This window comes from Sphingopyxis sp. J-6 (assembly GCF_046603995.1).
GTDB lineage: Bacteria > Pseudomonadota > Alphaproteobacteria > Sphingomonadales > Sphingomonadaceae > Sphingopyxis.
Genome location: NZ_CP145810.1, coordinates 2478071 through 2500155 on the forward strand (window position 1 = coordinate 2478071; position 22085 = coordinate 2500155).

Annotated in this window: 18 protein-coding genes; 6 read left to right on the plus strand and 12 right to left on the minus strand. The window is 65.9% G+C overall.

The features are described from left to right. Positions 1–148 precede the first annotated feature (148 nt). Positions 149–538 (minus strand): hypothetical protein, encoded by a 390-nt coding sequence (locus V6U71_RS11965; RefSeq protein WP_411338676.1) that lies wholly within the window; start codon positions 536–538, stop codon positions 149–151. A 339-nt stretch (positions 539–877) separates the two neighbouring features. Here V6U71_RS11965 and V6U71_RS11970 point away from each other — a divergent pair, with 339 nt between their 5' ends. The 5 genes from V6U71_RS11970 to V6U71_RS11990 all read left to right on the plus strand — a co-directional run bounded on the left by V6U71_RS11970 (position 878) and on the right by V6U71_RS11990 (position 7181). Beyond that, positions 878–1204, plus strand: coding sequence for a PilZ domain-containing protein (locus V6U71_RS11970; protein ID WP_411338677.1), 327 nt, complete (start codon positions 878–880; stop codon positions 1202–1204). Positions 1205–1299: 95 nt separating this feature from the next. Then, positions 1300–2814, plus strand: a complete 1515-nt coding sequence (gene istA, locus V6U71_RS11975; RefSeq protein WP_068878314.1) for an IS21 family transposase — start codon at positions 1300–1302, stop codon at positions 2812–2814. Next, the gene (gene istB, locus V6U71_RS11980) at positions 2801–3529 is read left to right on the plus strand and encodes an IS21-like element helper ATPase IstB (RefSeq protein WP_031304487.1); all 729 of its coding nucleotides are present in this window, start codon (positions 2801–2803) and stop codon (positions 3527–3529) included. Before istA ends, istB begins: the two co-directional genes overlap by 14 nt. Before the next feature lie 302 nt (positions 3530–3831). Then, entirely contained in the window at positions 3832–6573 is a 2742-nt protein-coding gene (locus V6U71_RS11985) for an ATP-dependent DNA helicase (protein ID WP_411338678.1), read from the plus strand. A 56-nt stretch (positions 6574–6629) separates the two neighbouring features. After that, a complete protein-coding gene (locus V6U71_RS11990) occupies positions 6630–7181 on the plus strand; it encodes a SixA phosphatase family protein (RefSeq protein WP_411338679.1) in 552 nt (183 codons plus the stop codon). A gap of 13 nt (positions 7182–7194) precedes the next feature. Here the strand turns inward: V6U71_RS11990 and V6U71_RS11995 are convergent, their stop codons facing one another. From V6U71_RS11995 to rpmF, 5 genes are all read right to left on the minus strand, one after another. Continuing rightward, entirely contained in the window at positions 7195–7596 is a 402-nt protein-coding gene (locus V6U71_RS11995) for a MerR family transcriptional regulator (RefSeq protein WP_411338680.1), read from the minus strand. Positions 7597–7610: 14 nt separating this feature from the next. After that, positions 7611–7904 carry an integration host factor subunit alpha gene (locus V6U71_RS12000; RefSeq protein WP_054733622.1) on the minus strand — a complete coding sequence of 98 codons (294 nt, stop codon included), beginning with the start codon at positions 7902–7904 and terminating at the stop codon, positions 7611–7613. Between the two features lie 171 nt (positions 7905–8075). Next, positions 8076–9041, minus strand: coding sequence for a beta-ketoacyl-ACP synthase III (locus V6U71_RS12005; protein WP_411338681.1), 966 nt, complete (start codon positions 9039–9041; stop codon positions 8076–8078). Next, positions 9038–10072, minus strand: a complete 1035-nt coding sequence (gene plsX, locus V6U71_RS12010) for a phosphate acyltransferase PlsX (protein WP_411338682.1) — start codon at positions 10070–10072, stop codon at positions 9038–9040. Before plsX ends, V6U71_RS12005 begins: the two co-directional genes overlap by 4 nt. A gap of 22 nt (positions 10073–10094) precedes the next feature. Continuing rightward, positions 10095–10274, minus strand: coding sequence for a 50S ribosomal protein L32 (gene rpmF, locus V6U71_RS12015; RefSeq protein ID WP_011541714.1), 180 nt, complete (start codon positions 10272–10274; stop codon positions 10095–10097). Positions 10275–10605: 331 nt separating this feature from the next. Here rpmF and galE point away from each other — a divergent pair, with 331 nt between their 5' ends. Beyond that, entirely contained in the window at positions 10606–11619 is a 1014-nt protein-coding gene (gene galE / locus V6U71_RS12020; RefSeq protein ID WP_411338683.1) for a UDP-glucose 4-epimerase GalE, read from the plus strand. A gap of 8 nt (positions 11620–11627) precedes the next feature. Here galE and V6U71_RS12025 read toward each other — a convergent pair whose 3' ends face one another. The 6 genes from V6U71_RS12025 to V6U71_RS12050 form a co-directional block, all read right to left on the minus strand. Next, complete coding sequence (locus V6U71_RS12025; protein WP_411338684.1) at positions 11628–12200, minus strand: TMEM165/GDT1 family protein; 573 nt, start codon at positions 12198–12200, stop codon at positions 11628–11630. 249 nt (positions 12201–12449) lie between these two features. Beyond that, a complete protein-coding gene (locus V6U71_RS12030) occupies positions 12450–13565 on the minus strand; it encodes an acyltransferase family protein (protein WP_411338685.1) in 1116 nt (371 codons plus the stop codon). A gap of 66 nt (positions 13566–13631) precedes the next feature. Beyond that, positions 13632–13829 carry a hypothetical protein gene (locus V6U71_RS12035; protein WP_411338686.1) on the minus strand — a complete coding sequence of 66 codons (198 nt, stop codon included), beginning with the start codon at positions 13827–13829 and terminating at the stop codon, positions 13632–13634. Next, a complete protein-coding gene (locus V6U71_RS12040; protein WP_411338687.1) occupies positions 13829–18058 on the minus strand; it encodes a translocation/assembly module TamB domain-containing protein in 4230 nt (1409 codons plus the stop codon). Before V6U71_RS12040 ends, V6U71_RS12035 begins: the two co-directional genes overlap by 1 nt. Continuing rightward, positions 18058–20424, minus strand: a complete 2367-nt coding sequence (locus V6U71_RS12045; RefSeq protein WP_411338688.1) for an autotransporter assembly complex protein TamA — start codon at positions 20422–20424, stop codon at positions 18058–18060. Before V6U71_RS12045 ends, V6U71_RS12040 begins: the two co-directional genes overlap by 1 nt. Before the next feature lie 146 nt (positions 20425–20570). After that, positions 20571–22034, minus strand: coding sequence for a protein adenylyltransferase SelO (locus tag V6U71_RS12050; RefSeq protein ID WP_411338690.1), 1464 nt, complete (start codon positions 22032–22034; stop codon positions 20571–20573). Positions 22035–22085 lie beyond the last annotated feature (51 nt).

Consider the following 22085-nt stretch of genomic DNA (forward strand, 5'->3'; position numbering starts at 1 on the left):
GCATATTGGCAGTCAGATTAGCGGCGTGGCTTTAGGGGTAAGCGCCAGTTCCATCGGAATAGCTTAGGCACAGCCCGATAATGTAGGAAAGACTTGTCGGTAGTTCGAGTGAAACGTCGGCCTAGGGGTGGAAGCAGACGAGCCAGCTTCATTCAGTATTCCAGCCACCAGCGTAATTAGCGATCAATGCAGGCATCATCTGCTGGGTCCACAAGTAAGAATCACCGTTCCCATTTTGCCCATTGGCTCTACGCGCATATCCGAGCTTGACGAGCTCACCCATCAACGATTTCAAATTATCCAAAATCGGACCGGTTACGGGTTCCCCGAATGATGGAACACCTACGGGCAGTTCGAACGGGTCCGGCGTTTCCGACAGAATATTATTGTAGATCGTCGTCGAAACCAACGCACTAAGAACTTCGTCAAATCGCGCAGATTGTAGCAGTATGTCAGCGCAACGGTCGAAATCTGGTTCAATTAATCTCCATCGCACCCCACCACCGTCTAGCAATCCTAACTCGGTGAGAAAATTCATTGGGTGCTGATCGTGGCTGAATACCGAATAGAACCCTAACCGACCGTCATCGTCGAAAACCTCAAACGTGTTGTTATCCAGCTCTAACAACAACCGGATTAGATGCCGACAAACCTCCCATTCAGGAGCTTCTCGCAGGCTTGAAGAGCTAGGCTTGCACATTGTTTCAACTCTAGGCGGACAATTGATAACAAGCGATTATTGTGGCGACCGATGCGCACACACCCGCGACCGGTCGTTTCTGCCGATCACGGCCGATATTCAAACGAGCCACACCGCCCGAACTGCGACGCCATCATGGTTACCCGAAATTTACCATCTTTGCCGTAGCAAGGGGCCATGCCGTTTCCGCCCCCACCTCGCGCTCGCCGCCATGCCCGCACCGCCGTCTCCATCGACGTCACCGTCAATGGCGTCCTCAACCATGTCGAAGGCTGCATCCGCGACCTGTCGGAAGGGGGCGCACGGATCGACGGCGCGAGCCTGCCCGAGCGGACGCGCTGCGAAATCCATTATGCGGGGCAGACGGTCTATGCCGTCGTCATGTGGTCGGAATTCGACCGCATGGGCGTGCGCTTCCCCTATGAACTGACCAGCGGCCCGCTGTACAATGCGCTCGAACGCGCGCGCGGGCCGGCGGCATTGCTGAGGATCAGCGTGCAATAGGCACCCCCTTCGTGGGGTGATCGGCGTGCAAAAAGGACCCCTTCATCCCGGGGATTTAGTCGGCCGACTGGTTTTGATCAGTTGGCGAGAACGGGATGTTGATCGTGGAGACAGTGGTTCGGATTCGGCGTGAGCATGCAGCGGGTAAGGCGATCAAGGCGATCGCTCGTGACCTTCGTTTGTCGCGGAAGGTCGTCCGCAAAGCGATCCGGTCGCCGGAGGCGGCGTTCAACTATCAGCGCAAAGTCCAGCCTTTACCGCGGATTGGCCCCTATCAGGAACGGCTCGATGTGCTTCTCGAGGAGAACGAGGCGCGAGGTCGCCGCGACCGGCTGCGGATGACGCGTATCCATGATCTGCTTGCGCGTGAAGGGTTCGAAGGTTCCTATGACGCGGTGCGCCGCTATGCGGCGCGCTGGCGTGCTGCGCGTCGGAAGGATGCCGGCGAAGGTGCACCGGCGTTCATCCCGATGACCTTCCAGCCCGGCGAGGCCTACCAGTTCGACTGGAGCCATGAGGATGTGGAGATCGCCGGCAAGCCGATGCGGATAAAGGTTGCGCACGCTCGTCTCTGCGCATCGCGCACGCCTTATGTCCGGGCCTATCCGCGTGAGAGCCAGGAGATGCTGTTCGATGCCCATGCTCGGGCGTTCGCTTTCTTCGGCGGCGTGCCCCGGCGCGGTATCTACGATAATATGAAGACGGCGGTGACGAGCGTGTTCACCGGCAAGGAGCGCGTGTTCAACCGCCGCTTCCTGATCATGACCGATCATTACATGGTCGAGCCGACGGCCTGCTCACCAGCAGCGGGATGGGAGAAGGGCCAGGTTGAGCAGCAAGTCCAGACGATCCGGGGCCGCTTCTTCCAGCCGCGGCTTCGGTTCGCCAGCCTGGCCGAGCTCAACGGGTGGCTGGAGGCGGAGTGCCGACGCTGGGCCGAGCATCACGCCCACCCCGAGCGCAGCGACATCACCGTCGCCGAGGCGCTGGAGATGGAACGACCGGCCCTGCAGCCGATCCTGGCACCGTTCGACGGCTTCCATGAGAGCGAGCATGCCGTCACCGGCACCTGCCTCATCAGCTTCGATCGGAACCGCTACTCGGTCATGTCGACGGCCGCGCGCCGGACCGTGCAGGTGCGTGCCTATGCCGATCGTATCGTCATCCGTTGCGGCGAAGAGATCGTCGGGGAGCATGAGCGCCACTTCGGTCGGAACCGCACCATCTACGATCCTTGGCATTATCTGCCGGTCCTCGCGCACAAGCCCGGCGCGCTCCGTAACGGGGCGCCGTTCCAGGACTGGGATCTGCCGCCCGCGTTGCATCGATTACGGCGAAGGCTCGGCACCGGGGACGAGGCGGATCGCAGGTTCGTGCGGGTCCTCTCGGCGGTGCTCACCGATGGCCTGGAGCCGGTAGAGGCTGCCGTGCGCGAAGCGTTGGCGAACGGAACGGCCAGCGACGAGCTGATCCTCAACATCCTCTCCCGGCGCCGCGAGCCGGCGACACCCCACAGCATCGTCACTTCGGAAGACCGGATGCTGCAGCATCCTCCGCTCGCCGACTGTGCCCGCTATGATCTGCTGCGAGGCTATGATGCAGCGGCATGATATGATCGACACGATGCGCGGCCTCGGACTCAAGGGCATGGCGGCGGCGTTCGACGAGGCGGTCACCACCGGCCTCCAGCGCAAGCGCACCACCATGGAGATACTGACCGACCTGCTCCGTGCTGAGGCGACCCACCGGGATGCAGCCTCCATCCGCTATCGGATGACGGCTGCGAGGCTGCCCGTGGTGAAGGACCTGGAGCGGTTCAGCTTCGAGGGCACACCGATCAATGAGGAGATGATCCGCTCCCTTCACGATGGCTCCTTCCTCCCGCCTCGCCGCAATATCGTGCTGGTCGGCGGCACGGGGACAGGCAAGACCCACCTCGCCATCGCGATCACCGCCAATGTCGTGCGAAGGGGCGCTCGCGCCCGCTACTTCAACACCGTCGATCTGGTGACACGCCTCGAAGAGGAGACCCGGATCGGCAAAGGCGGGACCCTGGCGGCGCAGCTGTCGCGGCTCGACCTGATCGTGCTCGACGAGCTCGGTTATCTGCCGTTCGCCCGCTCGGGAGGGCAGTTGCTGTTCCACCTCATCAGCAAGCTTTATGAGCGGACCAGCGTCATCATCACCACGAACCTCGCCTTCGGCGAATGGCCGACCGTGTTCGGCGATCCCAAGATGACCACGGCGCTGCTCGACCGCGTCACCCACCACTGCGATATCGTCGAGACGGGCAACGACAGCTGGCGCTTCAAAAACCGCAGCTGACAGCCACCTTCGGCGCCTTCAAAAATCTATCTTGCGCTGCGCGCGCCTCCGGTCGGGCTACGCCCGCCCTCCGCCGCACGCAGCGCAAGGCCATCTTCAACAAACCAGCATCATATTATCCGAAAAGGGGGTCCCTCTTCGACGCCGATCGGGGGTCCCTTTTGAACGCCGTTTGACAGGCATTGCCGCCGGGACAGGTCTTCCTCAACAATCGACAGGCCAGCTTCGGGCGCCGCGGATTGAGCTGAACCTTTCGTCGCGGCACGCTTGCCGCGTTCGCCTTTTGTCCCTAGCTTGGCGCGGTGCCTCCCGCTCCGCTTCCCCTGCCCGCTATCCACGCAAGCCATGTCGGCATCTGGATCGCCGACGCAGGCGGGCGCGTCCAGCGGGTCGGCCGGGGCGAAGCGATCGCCGCGGTCGCGGCAACGCCGCACCTGTTCATCAATGCGACGCTGACCGGCGACCGGCTTGGCTACCCCGAGCTTTCGGGGCTCGACCTGCTCGAACTCTTCGCGTTCCTCTACCCCGCGCGCTTCGCGGTTCCGACCCCGGCCGGTATTGCGGCGGCGGTCGGCATCGCGGCGCCAAAGGCAGAGGAGGAAATCGCCGCATTCCTGCCGCTCGCCGCCGCAGCGATGCTGACCAGCCTTGGCGATCCCGACTGGCCCGAACGCGAGGGCTCCTGGCACGCCCTGCAGGCGCTGGCCCGCCAGCGCTGGCCGTGGACGCCGCTGGTCCAGCCGGCGCTCGCGGCGCCCGACAAGGCCGACCGCTGGCTGTTCGCCCGTCTGCCCGAGTGGGAAGAAGTTCCGCCACGCGCGCAGCCGCGGCAGGTGCGCATCGCCGAGGGCGATGTCGCGGCGCGGCTCGACCGGCTGACCGGCGACGGGGCCGAACGGCGGCCGGGACAACAGGATTATGCGCGCGCGACCGCCGCGATCTTCGAACCGCGCGATCGCAAGGACGCACCGCAGATGCTCGTCGCCGAAGCCGGGACCGGGATCGGCAAGACCCTGGGCTATCTGGCCCCGGCAAAGCAATGGATCGACCAGTCGGCGGGCGCGGTCTGCATTTCGACCTTCACCAAGGCGCTGCAGCGGCAATTGGCGCGCGAGACCGAAAAGCTTTACCCCGACGCCGCGACGCACCGCGAAAAGGTGGTCGTGCGCAAGGGGCGCGAAAATTACCTCTGCCTGCTCAACCTCGAGGATGCGCTGCAGGGCGGCTTTTCGGGCCGCGCCGCGATCCTCGCGCAGCTTGTCGCACGCTGGGCCGCCTATACGCGCGACGGCGACATGATCGGCGGCGACCTGCCCGGTTGGCTGCCCGCGCTGTTCCGCCGCAACGGCACCACCGCGCTGACCGACCGGCGCGGCGAGTGCATCTATGCCGGCTGCCCGCATTTCCGCAAATGCTTCATCGAACGCTCGGCGCGCGCCGCGACGCAGGCCGACATCGTCATCGCCAACCACGCGCTGACGATGGTGCAGGCGGCGCGCCCGCGTGATGCCGGGGCGGCGGCGACGCGGCTGATCTTCGACGAGGGGCATCATCTGTGGGATGCCGCCGACAGCATGTTCGCGGCGGCGCTGACCGGGCAGGAAGCCGTCGAGATCCGCCGCTGGGTGCTGGGCCCCGAGGGCAAGTCGCGCGGACGGCGGCGCGGGCTTGCGGCGCGGCTCGCCGATGTCGCGAGCTATGACGAGGCGGGCGACCGCGCGATCCAGGCGGCGATCGCCGCCGCGGCGGAGCTGCCCGGCGACGGCTGGCTGGGCCGGCTCGGCGAGAATGCCCCGTGGGGCGCGATCGAACAGCTGCTCGCCGAGGTGCGCGGGCAGGTCTATGCCCGCGCAGTCGACACGCGGACCGCCGACAGCGGCTATGGCCTCGAAACCGAACTCGCCGACCCCGACGCATCGCTCGTGACGGCGGCCGCGGGCGCGAGCGATGCGCTCGAAGCGCTGCTGCGCCCGTTGATGACGCTCGGCAAACGGCTCGACGCGCTGATCGAAGATCCGCCCGACTGGCTCGACGGGCAAGCGCGCGCGCGCGTCGACGGCGCGCGCCACAGCCTCGGCACACGGATCGATACGCTGGGCGGGTGGCTGTCGCTGCTCGGGCGTGTCGGCGGGCCCGCCGATCCCGATTTCGTCGACTGGCTGGCGGTCGACCGCTTCGACGGGCGCGAATATGATTGCGGCCTGCACCGCCACTGGCTCGACCCTGCGCGGCCGGTCGCCGAGGCCGTCTACCGCCCCGCGCAGGGCGTGCTGGTGACCTCGGCGACGTTGCGCAGCGGCAGCCATGCGGGCGGCAACGAGGGCTGGTCGGAGGCCGACATCCGCACCGGGGCGCGGCATATGGACGGGCCCGTGCATCATTTCGCGGTGCCGAGCCCGTTCGACTATGCGCGGCAATCGGAGGTGCTGATCGTCACCGATATCGCGCGCGGCGACCTGCCCGCGCTCGCCGGTGCGTACAGCCGGCTGATCGAGGCGTCGGGTGGCGGGGCGCTGGGGCTGTTCAGCGCGATCCGGCGGCTGCGCATCGTCCATGCGCGCATTGCCGACCGGCTCGCGCGTGCCGGGCTGCCGCTCTATGCCCAGCATGTCGATCCGCTCGACACCGGGACGCTCGTCGACATCTTCCGCGCCGATCCGCACGCCTCGCTGCTCGGCACCGATGCCCTGCGCGACGGCGTCGATGTGCCCGGCGATTCGCTGCGGCTCGTCGTGATGGAGGGGGTGCCCTGGCCGCGCCCGACGATCCTCCACGCTGCGCGGCGCGCGGCGCAGGGCGGCAGCGCCTATGACGATATGGTGATCCGCGGCCGCATCGCGCAGGCCTTCGGGCGGCTGATCCGGCGCAGCGACGATTTCGGGCAGTTCGTGATGCTCTCGCCCAGCTTCCCGTCACGACTGCTCGGCGCCTTTCCCGAGGGCACGCCGATCCGCCGCCTGCCCCTCGACGAGGTGGTCAATCATGTCGCCGCCGCGAACGTCGAACGGCGAAAAAGCGCTTTTGCCGCCTTTTCACCGTCATAAGTTTCCGGCACAAGGCGGCGAATTACCAAGCATCAAGTAGAGCGGTGGGGAAGATTTTGAAGAGTTTGACGATCCTGCGCCATGCCAAGTCGGGCTGGGACGCCACCGTGGAGCGCGATTTCGACCGGCCGATCAATGTTCGCGGCCAGCGCGGCGCCGAATTGATCGGGCAATGGCTGAAGCGCCAGAAGCTGCCCGTCGACCGCATCATCGCCTCGCCCGCGGTGCGCGTGACGCAGACGCTCGACATCTTCCAGCCCGCCGCCGACCTCGACGCCCTCGAACCGCAGTGGGACCGGCGTATCTACCTCGCGTCGGCCGCGACGCTGATCGACGTGATCCGCGACATCGGCGGCGATGCGACGAACCTGCTGATTTCGGGGCATAATCCGGGGCTGGAGGATCTGATCCTGATGCTCGTTCCCGAATCGGCGGACGATGAACTGCGCGCGCAGGTCGAACAGAAGCTGCCGACCTCGGCGCTCGCCCGGCTCGAACTCGATATCGACGACTGGCACGCGCTCGACACCGGCAGCGCCCGCTTCGCCGCGTTCATCCGCCCGCGCGATCTCGACCCGGCCCTGTCGCCGGCGATGGACGAGGATTAAAGCGCGATCGGGATTAACCGAGCGCCGCCGCGAGCCGCTCACGAAGCGCGACGAGCGCCTCGACCGGAATCGCCGCACTTTCTCGGGAAATCGCCTCATTTTCCGGCATCGGCGCGGCAACGGGAACCGGCTCGGCCAGTTTCGCGTCAGCGCCCGACAGCGCCTTGCGCGCGCCCTCGACGGTGAACCCCTGGACGTGCAGCAGATGGTGGATGCGCTCGGCGAGCGCGACATCCTCGGCGCGATAATAGCGGCGGCGGCCCGAGCGCTGGAGCGGCTTCAACTGCGGAAAACGCGTTTCCCAATAGCGCAGCACATGCGTCGGGACGCCGATGCGGTCGGCGAGTTCGCCGATGGCGAGCATGGCGCCGGCGCTCTTGCCGCCGCCATCTCCCGAAGTGTCGAACTCAGCCATGGCCGAAGCCCGGCCTATTTGCCGGCGACGCGGGCGCGCATCGTCTGGCTGGCGCGAAAGGTCATCACCCGCCGCGGCAGGATCGGCACCTCGATGCCGGTCTTGGGGTTACGGCCGATCCGCTGCGCCTTGTCGCGCAGGACGAAAGTACCGAAACCCGAAATCTTCACATTCTGACCGTCCGCCAGCGCGTCCGACATATGATCGAGAATCGATTCGACGATCGTCGCCGATTCGTTGCGCGACAGCCCGATCTGCTGGTTGATCCGGGTCGCGATATCGGCGCGCGTCAGTGTCCCTGCAGTCATGATCTTCCCTTCCCCCTCCTGAAGCGGATGCATGTGGAAATCCCCCGACAGCCCCCACCGTCACGAGTCCCAGATGCATCTTGTAACAAAAGCGAATTAATCCGCCAAACTGAAACGGATGGAGCGAGAAGTTGACGCGACGAATTTGGCCGCGCCGGACTCTACCGAACTCTAGACGCGAAGGACCGCGGCACCCCAGGTGAAGCCGCCGCCCATCGCCTCGAGCACGACGAGGTCGCCGCGCTTGATCCGCCCGTCGCGCACCGCGAGGTCGAGCGCCAGCGGCACCGACGCGGCGGACGTATTCGCATGCTGATCGACCGTCAGCACCACGCGTTCGGCGGGCAGGCCCAGCTTCTTCGCGGTCGCGTCGATGATCCGCTTATTCGCCTGATGCGGGACGACCCAGTCGATTTCCTCCGCCGACAGGCCGACTTCGGCCATCACCTCGCCGAGCACAGATGCGAGGTTGGTGACGGCATGGCGGAACACTTCGCGTCCCTGCATGCGGACATGGCCGACCGTGCCGGTCGTCGACGGCCCGCCGTCGACATAAAGCATGTCGCAATATTGACCCTCGGCATGCAACCGCGTCGCAAGAATGCCTTGGTCGTCATCGACATGCTTCGCCGACAGGACCACCGCACCCGCACCGTCGCCGAACAGCACGCAGGTCGTGCGGTCTTCCCAGTCGAGGATGCGGCTGAACGTTTCGCTGCCGATCACCAGCGCATGTTTCGCGGCGCCCGTGCGCAGCATCGAATCGGCGACCGACACTGCGTAGAGGAAGCCCGAACAGACCGCCGCGACGTCGAACGCGATGCAGTCGGGCGCGCCGAGTAGCGCCTGCACCTTGGTCGCGCTGGCCGGGAAGGTGTTGTCGGGGGTCGCGGTCGCGACGATGATCAGGCCGATGTCGGCGGGCTCAAGCCCCGCAGCCGCCAGCGCTTCCTTCGCCGCAGCCGCGCCGAGAGTCGCGGTCGTCTCGTCGGGTTCGGCGATATGGCGGAACCGGATACCGGTCCGCTCGACGATCCATTCGTCGCTGGTATCGACGCGGTCGGCCAGTTCGGCGTTCGAGACGCGGGTGCGCGGCAGCGCCGAACCGGTGCCGGCCAGAATCGCGCGCAGCGTCATTTCGCCGCCCCGTTGCCGAAATTGGCGAGATCCTCGGTCACCTGACGCGTGATATCCTTTTCGATCAGCTCGGCGCAAAGATGCACGGCCTTTGCCACGCCCTTCGCATCGGCGCTGCCATGGCTTTTGAGCACCACGCCGTTGAGGCCGAGGAACACCGCGCCATTATGATTATTGGGGTCGAGATGGTGACGCAGCAATTCGGTCGCCGGGCGCGAGATCAGGAAGCCGATCTTCGAACGCACCGACGAGGTGAAGGCGCGGCGCAGCAGGTCGGTGACGAAGCGCGCCGTCCCTTCGATCGTCTTCAATGCGATATTGCCCGAAAAACCGTCGTGGACGATCACATCGACATCGCCGCGCGACAATTTGTCGCCCTCGATAAAGCCGACGAACTCCATCGGCAGGCCCTGCGCTTCGCGCAGCAGCGCCGCGGCGTCGCGAATCTCGTCGGTGCCCTTCAGTTCCTCGGTGCCGATATTGAGCAGGGCGACGCGCGGGCGTTCGAGACCCATCGCTGTGCGCGCATAGGCTGCGCCCATCACCGCGAACTGGGTCAGGTTGTTGGCGTCGCATTCGGTGTTGGCACCGAGGTCGAGCATGACGACATCGTTGTCGCCGAGCGACGGCAGCAGCGCCGCGAGCGCCGGCCGGTCGATCCCCGGCATCGTGCGCAGCGCCAGCTTGGCCATCGCCATCAGCGCGCCAGTGTTGCCCGCCGACACGGCGCCGCCGGCATCGCCGCGCTTCACCGCGTCGATCGCGAGCCCCATCGAGCTGTTGCGTGCCTTGCGCAGCGCCTGGCTGGGCTTGTCCTCGCCCGTCACGACGCCGTCGGTGTGGATGATATCCGACGCTGCGCGCAGGTTCGGGTGGTTTTCCAGCGCCGCCTTGATCCGCGTCTCGTCGCCGACGAGCAGGAAGCGGAGGCCGTCATGCTGATGGCGCGCCATCGCCGCGCCGGCGCACATCACGCGCACGCCGACGTCACCGCCCATCGCATCGATTGCGATTCGCGGTGTCAGGCTCATGATGACGCCCTCCGGCTAATGATTAAGCGCCGACCGACACCACTTCGCGGCCATTGTAATGGCCGCAGGCGTTGCAGAGGTTGTGCGGGCGCTTCAGCTCGCCGCAGTTCGGGCATTCCTGGAAGGCTTCGACCTTCAGGCTGTCGTGGCTACGACGCATGCCGCGCTTCGAGGGCGAGGTTTTTCGCTTGGGGACGGCCATGATATTTCCTGCATTATCAAATGTTCATACGAATCGGCGAACCCGGACTTGTCATTTCCGTTGCCGGAAACGACTGGCCCGCCCGCCGTGCCGAAGCATGTTTCCTGCCCAAAAAGGCCGGAAAATCTTCCGCCGGAAGGTGCCTCAACGCCAGATGGTGTCGGGTGCCGGATCGGGCGCGGCTATAGCGTTTTTGCCCGTAAAGGCAAGCCCCGGCGGCTCGCCGCGTGAATAAGAAGCGAGGCCGCGCCCGAAACCCCGGGGTGGCATTCATATCACTATCGGCTAGAGCGTCTGCACTCGGGCTCCAGCAACAATCGCGGCGGGAATGATGAAGGTTCTACTGACAGGCGGCGCAGGATATATCGGCAGTCACGTTGCGGTATCGCTGGCGGCGGCCGGGCACGAGATCGTCTGTTTCGACAATCTTTCGAACAGCCGCGCCGATGTGATCGACCGGATCGAGTCGATCACCGGCAAACCCGTGCCGCTCGTCGTCGGCGATATCCGCGACCGCGACGGGGTGCGCGAAGCGATCGCAAGCCATGGCGCCAACGCCGTGATCCATTTCGCCGGGCTGAAGGCGGTTGGCGAATCGGTGACCGATCCGGTCAGATATTATGACAACAATGTCCGCGGAACGCTGTCGCTGATCGAAGCGATGCGCGATTGCGATGTCCGCACGCTGGTCTTTTCATCCAGCGCGACGGTTTATGGCGAACCGCAGTATCTGCCGCTCGACGAAGCCCATCCGACCTCGGCGACCAACCCCTATGGCCGCACGAAGCTGATGATCGAGGAAATGCTGGGCGACATCGCCGCCGCCGACCCCGCGTGGCGCATCGCGGTGCTGCGCTATTTCAATCCGGTCGGCGCGCACGACAGCGGCCTGATCGGCGAAGATCCGGGCGGCACCCCCAACAATCTGATGCCTTATATCAGCCGGGTCGCGGCGGGGCGCCTGCCCGAGCTTCCCGTGTTCGGAAACGATTATGCGACGCCCGACGGCACGGGCGTGCGCGATTATATCCATGTCGGCGACCTCGCCGACGGCCATGTCGCCGCGCTCGACCGCATCGGTGCCGCGACCGACCCTTTATCGGTCTGGAATCTCGGCACCGGCCAGGGATATTCGGTGCTCGAGATGATTTCGGCCTTCGAACGGGTCAACGACGTTCCCGTCGCCCACCGCATCGAACCGCGCCGCCCCGGCGACGTCGCCAGTTGCTACGCGAGCCCCGCACGCGCACGCGACGAACTGGGCTGGGAAGCGAAACGCGGGCTCGACGACATGTGCGCATCGACCTGGCGGTTCGAACGAACCGCCGCGATGCGCAACGCCTGACTTCGCCGCTAGCCGATCAAGCCCGCGGTCTGCGCCAGCACCCAGAGGCCGATCACGAGGAACAGGCCCGCCGCGACCATCCGCACCTTGGCAAGGTCGACGCGCTTCAACAGTTCGTGGCCGAGGAAAATCGCCGGGACGTTGGCGATCATCATCCCCAGCGTCGTGCCGGTCGTGACCGCGAGGACGTCGTGATATTGCGCGCCGAGCGCGATCGTCGCGACCTGCGTCTTGTCGCCCATCTCGACGAGGAAAAAGGCGACCAGCGTCGTCATGAAAGCCCCGAAACGCGGCTTCGGCGCCTCGTCATCCTCAAACTTGTCGGGAATCAGCGTCCACGCCGCCATTGCGACGAACGACAGGCCGATCGCATAGCGAAAGACCGGGCTGTCGAGGAACGCCGCCGCCTGCGCGCCGAGCAGCGCCGCGAGCGCATGGTTGGCAAGCGTCGCGACAAGGATGCCGAGGATGATCGGCACCGGCCGGTTGAAGCGCGTCGCGAGCAGGATCGCGAGCAGTTGCGTCTTGTCGCCGATCTCGGCGAGCGCGACGACCGCGGTCGAAGTCAGGATAGCGTCCACAAATTTTCTCCGGGGCCAGGCGGCGAGCAAGTTCCAACGGTCATCGCTCCCCGCCGCCCGGCCCGGACGAAAGGTGCGATGCCATTGGTCTCGCCCAAGCGGTAATCCCGCTTCCACCGCGCCACGGCCTCTCGACCGAGTATGTTGACGCGGCGGCCCGTCCTTGCGGACGGCTGGCTACTCCCCAGATGACGCAGGCTGGTTAGACGCGAAGGCGGCTCATGGCAAGCATTGCCGCATCGTCTTCGGTCACGCCGCCTGACGCCGCATCAACGTGCTGTGTTTCAGCGCGAGGGCAGGCTTTTCGACGAACCGCCATGACATGAGCGCAAAGACGGCCACGGCCGCGATGGCGAGCCAATTCGCCGCCGCGCCGCGGTCCGGCCACATCACCAGCACGAAATTGAACACCGGCATGTGGTAGATATAGAAGCCGTAGGAAATGTCGTTCCGCCGCAAAAGGCGATCGGCCAGCCAAGGCGCGGTAAAGGCGCCGGACAGGACAAGCCCCGCGATCATGACGACCCACGGGAAGGCGATCGTGTTGCCATGCGCCCCGATATCCCACGTCATATCTACAAGCGCGACGAGCACATAGGCCGCCAGCCACCACGCGAACCGGCCTTCGAACAAGCTCCGCAACCTGTCCCAGTGAAGACTGATCACGGCACCAAGAAGGAACATGTAAAACCACGGCAGGAAGGTGACCTCCACAAGCTTGATCACCACTTCGGGCAGGCTGGATTCATCGGCGAAGGGAAGGGCCGCGTTGATGGCCGCGAACGCGACGAAGGCCACATAGAACAGCCATCGCACGCGCATGAAAATCAGGACGAAGATCGGCGCGAGGACATAGAATTGCATCTCGACGGGAATGGTCCACAAGCTGCCGTTGACGACGCCGACACCCCATTCGCGCATGAAATCCGGATTGTAGAACTGGACGAAGGATAGCTGGGCGGCCGCCCAGAGCGCGAAATTCCCCGCCGGCGGCGGATTGCTCGCGAAATATCCGCTGACGGCGATCAGAACGATACTGACGAGAAAGCAGAGCCATAGCGCGGGAAACAGGCGCAGTGCGCGATTGCGGCCATAATCCCACAGCGACTTCGACCGGACGTAGGATTGCGTGATCAGGAACCCGCTGATCACGAAGAAGACCGGAACGCCGGGGAAGCTGTCCAGAAACGGCGCCGTGACCTCGTGGAACGGCAGCCGCAGGCCGAGATGGGTGGTCGCATGATGGATCGCGACCTGCGCCGCAGCGAGCAGTCGCGCGATATCGAAATTATTGAGGTGGAGTGCCGCTTTCGCAGCGGAAGCCGGGCTTTCCAGCCCCTTCGCCGGCAATGCTGTATCGGTCATGCCGGGCGACTAATGCAAAAGCCGGCCACTGACCAGCCATTCCATGCGGCCGGCCACGCGGTGCCGTCAGTCGTAGGCAGGCTCGGCCTCGCCCGCCGCGGCGTTGGCCCTGTTCGCCTTTTCGGCCGCGCTGATTTCGGCGTCCATCGCCTTGGCGCGCGCCTCGATTTCCTTTGCGGTCGCGTCATAACGATCGTCGAAGGCGGGCTCGCGCTCGCAGGCAGCGAGCAGCAGCAAGGGGGCGAGGATCAAGACACGATGCATCAATAATCCTTTCGATAACGGATGCTGAGGTTCGATTGCCCCGACCCGCCGGCCTGACTGAGGATCGAAAGGGCTTTCGACAGGCTGATTTCGAGCTGCGTCGCGGTGTAGCCGCGCGCGTCGGTGATCACCTCGAGATAGATGTCCTTCGAGATATATTGCCCGGCCGCCAGCGCGGTGCCGCGCCCGACGGCATCGTCGGGGCCAAGGACCCGCAGCCGGTCGATCCCGGTCGCCGACTGGAGCGCGCCGAGCGGGCTCAGTCCCCCGCCCCCGCCGCGCAGCGTGTTGAGCGACGAAGCGAGCTGCACCGCCTGCAGCGGCGACAGCGAGGTGATCGAATCGCCGAACAGGATGCGCGATACGATTTCGTCCTGCGGGAGGCCCGGAACGCTGGAGAAAGTGATCTGCGGGTTCATCGCACGGCCGGAGACATTGACGTTCACCGTCACCGTCTCGATCGTCTCGCTCGCGACGAGGCGGATCGACGGATCAAAGGCATCGCCGGTCGGGAAGGTTACGCGGCCTTCCTGCAATTCAAACGAACGTCCGGCAAATCCCAGCGTGCCGCGCACCAGTTCGACCTCGCCAGCAACGCGCGGGGCCTCTGTCGTCCCGGTTAGCGTGACGTCGGCCTGCCATTCGGATTCGAGCCCCATGCCGCTGACATAGATTTCGTCGGGGGCACGGAGGCGGACATTGAGCCGGATAAGATCGAACAGGCTGCCGCCGACCGCCGCAAGCCCGTCGCCGCTGACCCGTCGCCGCCCCGTGGGTGGCTTGCGCCGCACGCCGGTGAGGACGGGAACTTTTGCCGCGCCTTCGAGCACGACCTTGTAGCGCGTTTCGGGAAGCCGGAGGTCACCCGACAGCAGCGCCGCCTGCCCCGCGACCTTTTCGAGCGTCAGCGTCCCCGTCGCGCGCGCCGCGATATTCTCGCTCCGCGCGAGGCGGGCGTTGTCGAGCGTCGCCGAGATATTCATCGGATAGCCATCCGCTGACGCAAGGCTGATGTAGCCCTTGGCCTGAATGCTGCCGTCGCCGGCGGTCGCGGTGAGCTGTTCGATCTCCAGCCGGTTGCCGGTGAAGCGGCCGTTGACGGCCATGTTGGTCAGGCGGGTACCAAAGGTCTGGTTTTCATAGACCATGTCCTTGCCGCGCACGACGCCATTGAGGCACGGATCGGCAACGCTGCAACTGAAGTCGGCGGCGACCGCGATCGGCCCCGTCACATGCTGGTCGGCGGGGCCGAAGAAGGAATAGAGGGTGTCGGCGGGGCCGTTGTAGCGGATGCCACCGCCGAGCGGCGCGGCCTGCAGCCGTTCCATCCAGCTTCCGGCGCCGGGTCCGAGAGGACGCAGTGAGGCCTGCAGACGCCCGATCACGCTGCCGCGCTTGCGCATCACGGCACGCGCCTCGCCACCGTCGGTGAGCAGTTTGCCGACGAAATTGACGTCGACGGGCTGGCTGACCGACGCGGCAGTGGTGCGCGTAAAATCATCGATGGCCAGCCGCGCGTCGGCCCGAGGAAAGGCGTCGGGATTGGCCTGTTCGAAGTCGAGACTGCCCGTGGCGCGCCCGCCCAGCCCCATGTCGGGGTAAACAGTGTTGAGGATCGCCATATTGACCCGGTCGAGGCGGCTCTGAATCATGATCCCGTCGCCGAAGCGTCCTGCGACGCGCGCGTTGCTGCCGCGGCCGAGGTTGATGTTGGTCGGCAGCAGTTCGTATCCGTCGGCGCCGGGGATGATGCGTGCGGGCGAAGTGGTGCGGAAATTGATGCCGGTCGCGCGGCCCTGAACCGATGCACGCCACAGTTTCGGTTGCAGGTCGGCGTTGGCGGCGATCCGGAACGGCACGCCGCTCGTTCCCTCGACCAGCGCCTGCGCCTTGCCGCTGCCGTCGCGATAGTCGATCTTCACCCGCCCGACAGCGATATCGTAATCGCGAATTCGGGTGTCGGCGATCTGGATGTCGGCGACGATGTGCGGTTGTTCGTAGAGCGTGACGTCGGCATCGACGATCGCCGATCCGACCGCGAGCTTTGCCGGTCCCGGCAGCACGACATTATTGGCGCGCACATTGATCGCCGCCGCCTGATATTTTCCGGCTGCGCTCAGGCGGACAAGGCCGCCGAGGCCCTGCCCCGACGCATTGAGCTGCCCGGTGAAGGGCCCTGCGGCGCTCTGGACGAGGCGGCCGTTGAAGCCGATTCCCGACAAATCGCCGCGCTCGATATCGATCGTCAGCGGCCCGGCGGCGGTGAGCAACACGACATCGGCGGAGAGCGGACCGTAATCGGTGTCGCCCGTCGCGGCGAGGCGGTAGCCGTTCGGCGCGCCGTTGATCCGCGCGACGAGATTGGCGAGCCCAATGCCAAGCCCCGGCCTTGCGGCAGTGACCACCGCGCGCGGATCGCTGATCGTCCCCGCAAGCTGGAGGCCGACGGGGCCATAGTCGGTCGAATTGGCGCGCGCCGCGAGCTGGATCTGGCCGTTGGGCGAATAGCTCCCCTGCCCGCCGGTGACGCGCAGGCGCGGTGCGGTGAGCCGCAAATTGGCAAAGCGGATGATCCCGTCGGTGCCGTAACGCACGTCGCTCGACGCGGTGGCATTGCCGCCGAGGAAATCGCGCACGCCCGAATTGAACAGCCGCGTCGAGCGCGCACGGACGCGGCCGACGATCTCGAACCCGCCGCGCGGCGCGGTCTTCAGATCGGCGTCGGTGTCGATATCGAAAATGCCGACGCTCTCGATCCGGTAATCGTTGATCCGCCCGTCGATCGCGCCGGTATAGAAGCCCTTGTTCAGATCGGCGATGACGATTGCTTTGGCATCGATCCGCGGCGAACGCAGGCGCAGATTGTCGCTGAGAATGCGGCCATTGCTGTATGCAAGGTCACCGTCGAGCCGCACCTGCACCAGCCTGCCGCCCGCGACGGTATCGAGCCCGCGGATCCGCGCGGCGCGCCCGGCGACCGGAATGACGATCTGGTCGGCATCGACCCGCGCCTTGCCCGCAAGGCTCAGGCTTTCGACGATAATATCGTTGACAGCAAGGCTGTTGGCGTTCGCCTGATATTCGACCGTCGGCAGCGCGAAAGCACCGTCGAGCTTCGCGGTCGCGCGCAAGCCGTTCGCGCGTACCGCAGGCGCGATCGCACCGGGGCGCAGGATGTTCACGGCGAGTTGCAGGCCGTCGTAGCGGTTGGTCGCGAGGTCGATGCCGCCACTGATCCCGAGCCGCGCCGCATCCGACGACAGGCGCCCGTCGATCGCCGCCTTGCGCTCGGCGAGCCGCGCGGTGAGGTCGATCGCCGTTTCGGTGCCCAATATCTCCGCCGTAGGACCGGTGAGGAGCCGCGACGCCTGCGCGGTGCCTTTGATTGCGAAAGTGCCGTCGCGCGCCGTCAGCGCCAGCCGCGCGAGCGGCGCCGCGCCGAGATTGGCGGTGAGGTTGCCGTTCCACGCCTTCCAGTCGCCGCGCCCGTCGAGCTTGGCGGTCAGCGGTTCCTTGAAGCCGCCCATCGCGGCGAGCACGCCGCCTTGCGGGGCGTTGACGTCGAGCGTCATCGCGAGCCGGTTCGCCTCGGGCACCGCGTCGAGCAGCAGTTTCAGCGTATCGCCCTTGGCCTTCGCGCCGATCGTCTCGGCATCGGCGGTCACCTGCGCCCTCCGGTCGGCAATCGCGATCTTGCCGTTCAGGCGCGCCTCCTGCCGCTCGCCCGCAACGGCGGGCTCGAAGACGAAGCGGTCGACCCGCAGGGTGCCGACATCGATATCGATGTCGGGCAAGAGCGGCTCGCCGGTATCGGGAACGACCTTGAAGGCCGGTATCCGCTGCATGGTGATTGTCTGCGCGGTCGCCGAACGGACGTCGATATGGTTGGCAAGATAGCGCAGCGGCCGCCAGTCGACCTTGACCTCGGGCGACGCGAGGAAGACGCCCTTGGGATCGGACAGGGTGAAATCGCGGATCGTCATCGCGCTGAACAGCGACCCGTCGAGCCGGCCGATGCCGATCTTCATCCCGTTTTCGAATTCATATTTCTCGATCTGGGTGACGACGAACCGCCGTCCGGCGTCGCTGTTGAGACCCACGAGGAACAGCGCGAAGAGCAGGACGATGCCGAGCAGCGCAAGACCGATCCAGCGCAGGATGCGAAGCGGCCAGGATTGCGGCGGCGCCTTGTCGCTCGTGGCGATTTCGGGCGCGTCGTCGTCGGCCATCAGAACGCCTGCCCGATCGAGACATAGACGGCGACGAGCGCCTCGCCCGGCTTGCGGCCGATCGGCGTCGCGACGTCGAGCCGCATCGGCCCGAAATTGGTGTAATAGCGCGCGCCGATGCCGGCACCGAAGCGGAGGTCGGAGAAGGTCGGCGTCGATCCGCGATAGACCTGCCCTGCGTCGACGAAACCGACGATGCCGAAATTGCCGAAGCGATAGCGCGCTTCGAAGGCCGCCTCGTTGACGCTGCGCCCGCCGATCGGATCGTTGTTCGGATCCTTGGGGCCGAGCTGCTGGTAACCGAAGCCGCGCACCGACCCGCCGCCGCCGGCATAGAAGCGCCGCGACGGCGCGAGCCGTTCGCGCGCGGCGCCGAGGATCGAGCCGACCCGGACGCGCCCGGCGAGCACGATGCTGTCGGTCACCGGATAATAGCCGCTCGCGTCGATGCGCAGCCGCCCATAGGGCGAGAAGCGGCCGGCGAGCGAGCCTTCGGGCTGGATCAGCGTGGTGACGCGGAAGCCCTTGGTCGGATCGAGCAGGCTGTCGGTGCGGTCGATGCCGACCTGCCCCGTCAGGCCGAGGATCGTGTAGAAATCGCGATTGCGCCGGCCGAGGTTGAAATCATAGTCATCCTCGCTCGTCGCGATGAGTTCGGCGCCATAGGCATAGGTCAGCTTCTTCTGCCAGATCGGCGTCGAATCGCGGCTGACGCGGAACCCGACCCGACCGGTCAGCGCCTCGAACGCGTTGTAATTGCTGCGCGTCGCTTCGGCGACGATTTCGAAGGTGCGGTCGCGCTTGCCGGCATTCGAGCGGCGGAAGGTCGCACCGATACCCTGTTCCTGCGTCCCCAGCACGGCGCGGCCGATCAGAGCGCCTTCGGGCGGGAAGAAGTTGCGGTGGGTCCAGCTTCCCTCGATCCGGATCCCCTCGCCCGTGCCGTAACCGGCGCTCGCCGCGAGCGTCCGCGGCGGTCCCGCATCCTGCGTCACCAGCATCGTCACATATTCGGTATCGTCGCCCGCGCTTTCGCCTGTCGGCTGGGGCTCGGCGGCGATGCTCGAAAAAAGCCCGGTCGCGACGAGCGCTTGCCGGAGATCGTCGACCTTGCGGCTGTCGTAGAGATCGCCGCGCTTGAATCGCGCCAGCACATCGACATGCTCGGCGTCGAAGGCAAGGTCACCCGTCGTCTCGATGCCGCCGAAGCGCGACCGCTTCCCGATCTCGACCGGCAGCGTGTAAACCGCGTCGCCGGTCGCGCCGTCGAGCAATATGTCGCGCTGCCCGACCTTGGCGAAAGGATAGCCCTCTTCGGGGAGCTTGAGCGCGATCGCCGCTTCGGCACCCTGAACGCGGTCGGCGACGATCGGTTCGCCGACGGCAATCGGGAAATTATCCTTGATCAGCCCCGGCGGCACCGTCGCCGCGGCGTTGATGATGACGTCCGAGAATGTGTAACGTTTGCCGGGGACCACATCGATGACGGCGACCAGCGGCCCGCGATTGCCGCGATTGCCTCCCGCGCCCGCCTGCGCATTGCCGCCTTCGCCCTCGGCGCGCGCGGTGCGATCGATCCGCGTATTGACCGTGGCGTCATAATAGCCCTCGGACGACAGGATGCGCTGCATCAGTTCGCCGTCGGCGCTCAGCCGGGCGCGGACCATCGCCGCATTGTCGGCCTTGCCATCGCCGTCGTAGAGCGCCGACAGGTCGCCGAACAGATCGGCAAGATCGACGTCGGTGCTGTCATCGGCGGGCGCTAGGCCGTTGACCTGTACCGTATAGGCAACCTCGCGGTTGGCGTCGGGGTCCTCGGCCTCGGCAAAAACGACCGGTTCGACGTTGAAATTCTCGAGCGGCGGCAGCGGCGCGGCAAGTTCGGTGTCGGTGATCGGCGCGTCGCCGATGGGCTCGACGGTGTCGCCATCGGCCAGTGCCGGCAAGGGAACGCCGTCGACGAAGGGCGACTGCGCCTCGACGGTCGACGTGGCGGCCGCGTCGGCCGGCTTCTTCGCGGCCTCGGCCGCTTGGCGCTGCTCGAATTCGGCGATCGATTCGAGCGGGCGGTCGAGTTCGGGGTCGTCTTCGGCGCCGATCGGCGGGATCGCCTTTTCGAACTCGTCATCCTCGATGATCGGTGCGACTTCGGGCAGTACGGCCTCGGGCGGCGGCGGGCTCGGCACCGCGATCGGGCCGGCCGCCGGCGCCTCGACGGTCGGGACGACCTTTGGCGGTTCGACGTCCTGCGCCGCGGCCGATGCTGTCCAGCCGGCCGAAAAAAGCGAGGTCGAGATAATCAACAGACTGCGCAGGCGCGAAAATCGGCGCGGGTGCAATTGACGAGATTTTTCAGAAATTTGCATCTGTCCACAGCCGATGGCGCACTTGTGGCCTCGGCAGCGCTGCGGCGCAACCGGATTTTGAAAGGGACTTGTCCCGAAAACTACTCATGTCGCCCGATCCGCCCCTGCCCGGCCCATGCCCCTTCTCCCAACGACGCGGGACGCGATCAGGTTCCGCAAAAGGTTGTATAAGGCGCAGAATCTTTTGGCGCCGGCTCGGCAAACGTCTCCCACCCGGCGCGCGCGACATAGGGCTGGCGCACGACTTCGAGCAACGTCATCCACGGCGCCATGTCGCCGGCCTCGGCCGCCGCCAGCGCCGCCTCGACGAGGTGGTTGCGCGGAATATAGAGCGGGTTGACCGCATCCATCGCCGCCGCCCGCTCGACCGGCCCCGTGGCCTCGCGTTCCAGTCCGGCCCACCAGTCCGCGATCCAAGCCGCCATCGCATCGGGCTCGGGCAACAACGCTTCCATCATCGCCGCGTCGCCGCGCAGCAGCATCGCGAGAGCGCGGAAGAAGGAGGTGAAATCGACGTTCAGCCGTTCAATCTCGCCGAACAAGCCGTCGATCAGATCGGCGTCGGCTTCGTCGGCGCTGGCGAGGCCGAGCTTCAGACGCATCCGCGCGAACCACGCGGCGCGGAACCGCTCGGGGACCGCCGTCACCAATTCCTTCGCGCGTTCGACATCCTCCGGATCGACCGCATGGATCGCGGGCAGCAGCGCCTCAGCGAAGCGCGCCATGTTCCAGTGCATGATCTGCGGCTGGCGCCCATAGGCATAGCGGCCGTTAGCGTCGATCGAACTGAACACCGTATCGAGCGCGAAGCGGTCCATGAAGGCGCAGGGACCATAGTCGATCGTCTCGCCGCTGATCGCGACATTGTCGGTGTTCATCACGCCGTGGATGAAGCCGAGCCCCAGCCAGTGCGCGACCAGTTCGCATTGCAGGCCGATGACGCGGTCGAGCAGCGCCAGATGCGGGTTCGGCGCGCCGGCGAGCTCGGGAAAATGGCGGCGGATGCAGTAATCCGAAAGCTGGACGACATGGTCGGCACCGAAATGTGCAGCAAAGAACTGGAAGGTGCCGACGCGGATATGGCTGCTCGCAATGCGCGTCAGCACGGCGCCGGGGTGAGCGCGCTCGCGCTGCACCCGGTCGCCGGTCGCGACGGCCGCGAGCGAGCGTGTCGTCGGCACGCCCATCGCTGCCATCGCCTCCGACACCAGATATTCGCGCAGCACCGGGCCGATCGCCGCCTTGCCGTCGCCATTGCGCGAGAAGGGCGTCGGGCCCGATCCCTTGAGCTGGACATCGAATCGCGCCCCGTCCGGCGCCACGATCTCGCCGAGCAGCAGCGCGCGGCCGTCGCCGAGCTGCGACGAGAAATGACCGAACTGGTGCCCGGCATAGGCAAAGGCGAGCGGATTGGCGCCGCCGGGCAATAATTGCCCCGAAAAGATGCTCGCCAGCACATCGTCGCCCGCACCCGCAGTCTCCAGCCCGAGAGAGGCCGCCAGCGCATGATTGAAAATCAGCAGCTTGGGCGCGGGAGGGACCGCCGCCTCGGCAGGCGCGTAAAAGCCTTCCATCGCGGTGTAGAAACTGTTGTCGAACGCAATATCCACGCGGGGCTCCCCTAGGGTCAGGACCCTCGGGTCCTGACTTCAGCGGCCTTA

What these genes read in the sequence shown, in the direction of transcription:
- V6U71_RS12030 (WP_411338685.1), bottom strand. Translation starts at nt 13,565, where the DNA reads ATGACCGATACAGCATTGCCGGCGAAGGGGCTGGAAAGCCCGGCTTCC.
- V6U71_RS11965 (WP_411338676.1), bottom strand. Translation starts at nt 538, where the DNA reads ATGAATTTTCTCACCGAGTTAGGATTGCTAGACGGTGGTGGGGTGCGA.
- rpmF (WP_011541714.1), bottom strand. Translation starts at nt 10,274, where the DNA reads ATGGCCGTCCCCAAGCGAAAAACCTCGCCCTCGAAGCGCGGCATGCGT.
- V6U71_RS12035 (WP_411338686.1), bottom strand. Translation starts at nt 13,829, where the DNA reads ATGCATCGTGTCTTGATCCTCGCCCCCTTGCTGCTGCTCGCTGCCTGC.
- V6U71_RS11995 (WP_411338680.1), bottom strand. Translation starts at nt 7,596, where the DNA reads ATGGCTGAGTTCGACACTTCGGGAGATGGCGGCGGCAAGAGCGCCGGC.
- galE (WP_411338683.1), top strand. Translation starts at nt 10,606, where the DNA reads ATGAAGGTTCTACTGACAGGCGGCGCAGGATATATCGGCAGTCACGTT.
- V6U71_RS11970 (WP_411338677.1), top strand. Translation starts at nt 878, where the DNA reads ATGCCGTTTCCGCCCCCACCTCGCGCTCGCCGCCATGCCCGCACCGCC.
- V6U71_RS12045 (WP_411338688.1), bottom strand. Translation starts at nt 20,424, where the DNA reads ATGCAAATTTCTGAAAAATCTCGTCAATTGCACCCGCGCCGATTTTCG.
- istB (WP_031304487.1), top strand. Translation starts at nt 2,801, where the DNA reads ATGCAGCGGCATGATATGATCGACACGATGCGCGGCCTCGGACTCAAG.
- istA (WP_068878314.1), top strand. Translation starts at nt 1,300, where the DNA reads ATGTTGATCGTGGAGACAGTGGTTCGGATTCGGCGTGAGCATGCAGCG.
- V6U71_RS12005 (WP_411338681.1), bottom strand. Translation starts at nt 9,041, where the DNA reads ATGACGCTGCGCGCGATTCTGGCCGGCACCGGTTCGGCGCTGCCGCGC.
- V6U71_RS12040 (WP_411338687.1), bottom strand. Translation starts at nt 18,058, where the DNA reads ATGGCCGACGACGACGCGCCCGAAATCGCCACGAGCGACAAGGCGCCG.
- V6U71_RS12000 (WP_054733622.1), bottom strand. Translation starts at nt 7,904, where the DNA reads ATGACTGCAGGGACACTGACGCGCGCCGATATCGCGACCCGGATCAAC.
- plsX (WP_411338682.1), bottom strand. Translation starts at nt 10,072, where the DNA reads ATGAGCCTGACACCGCGAATCGCAATCGATGCGATGGGCGGTGACGTC.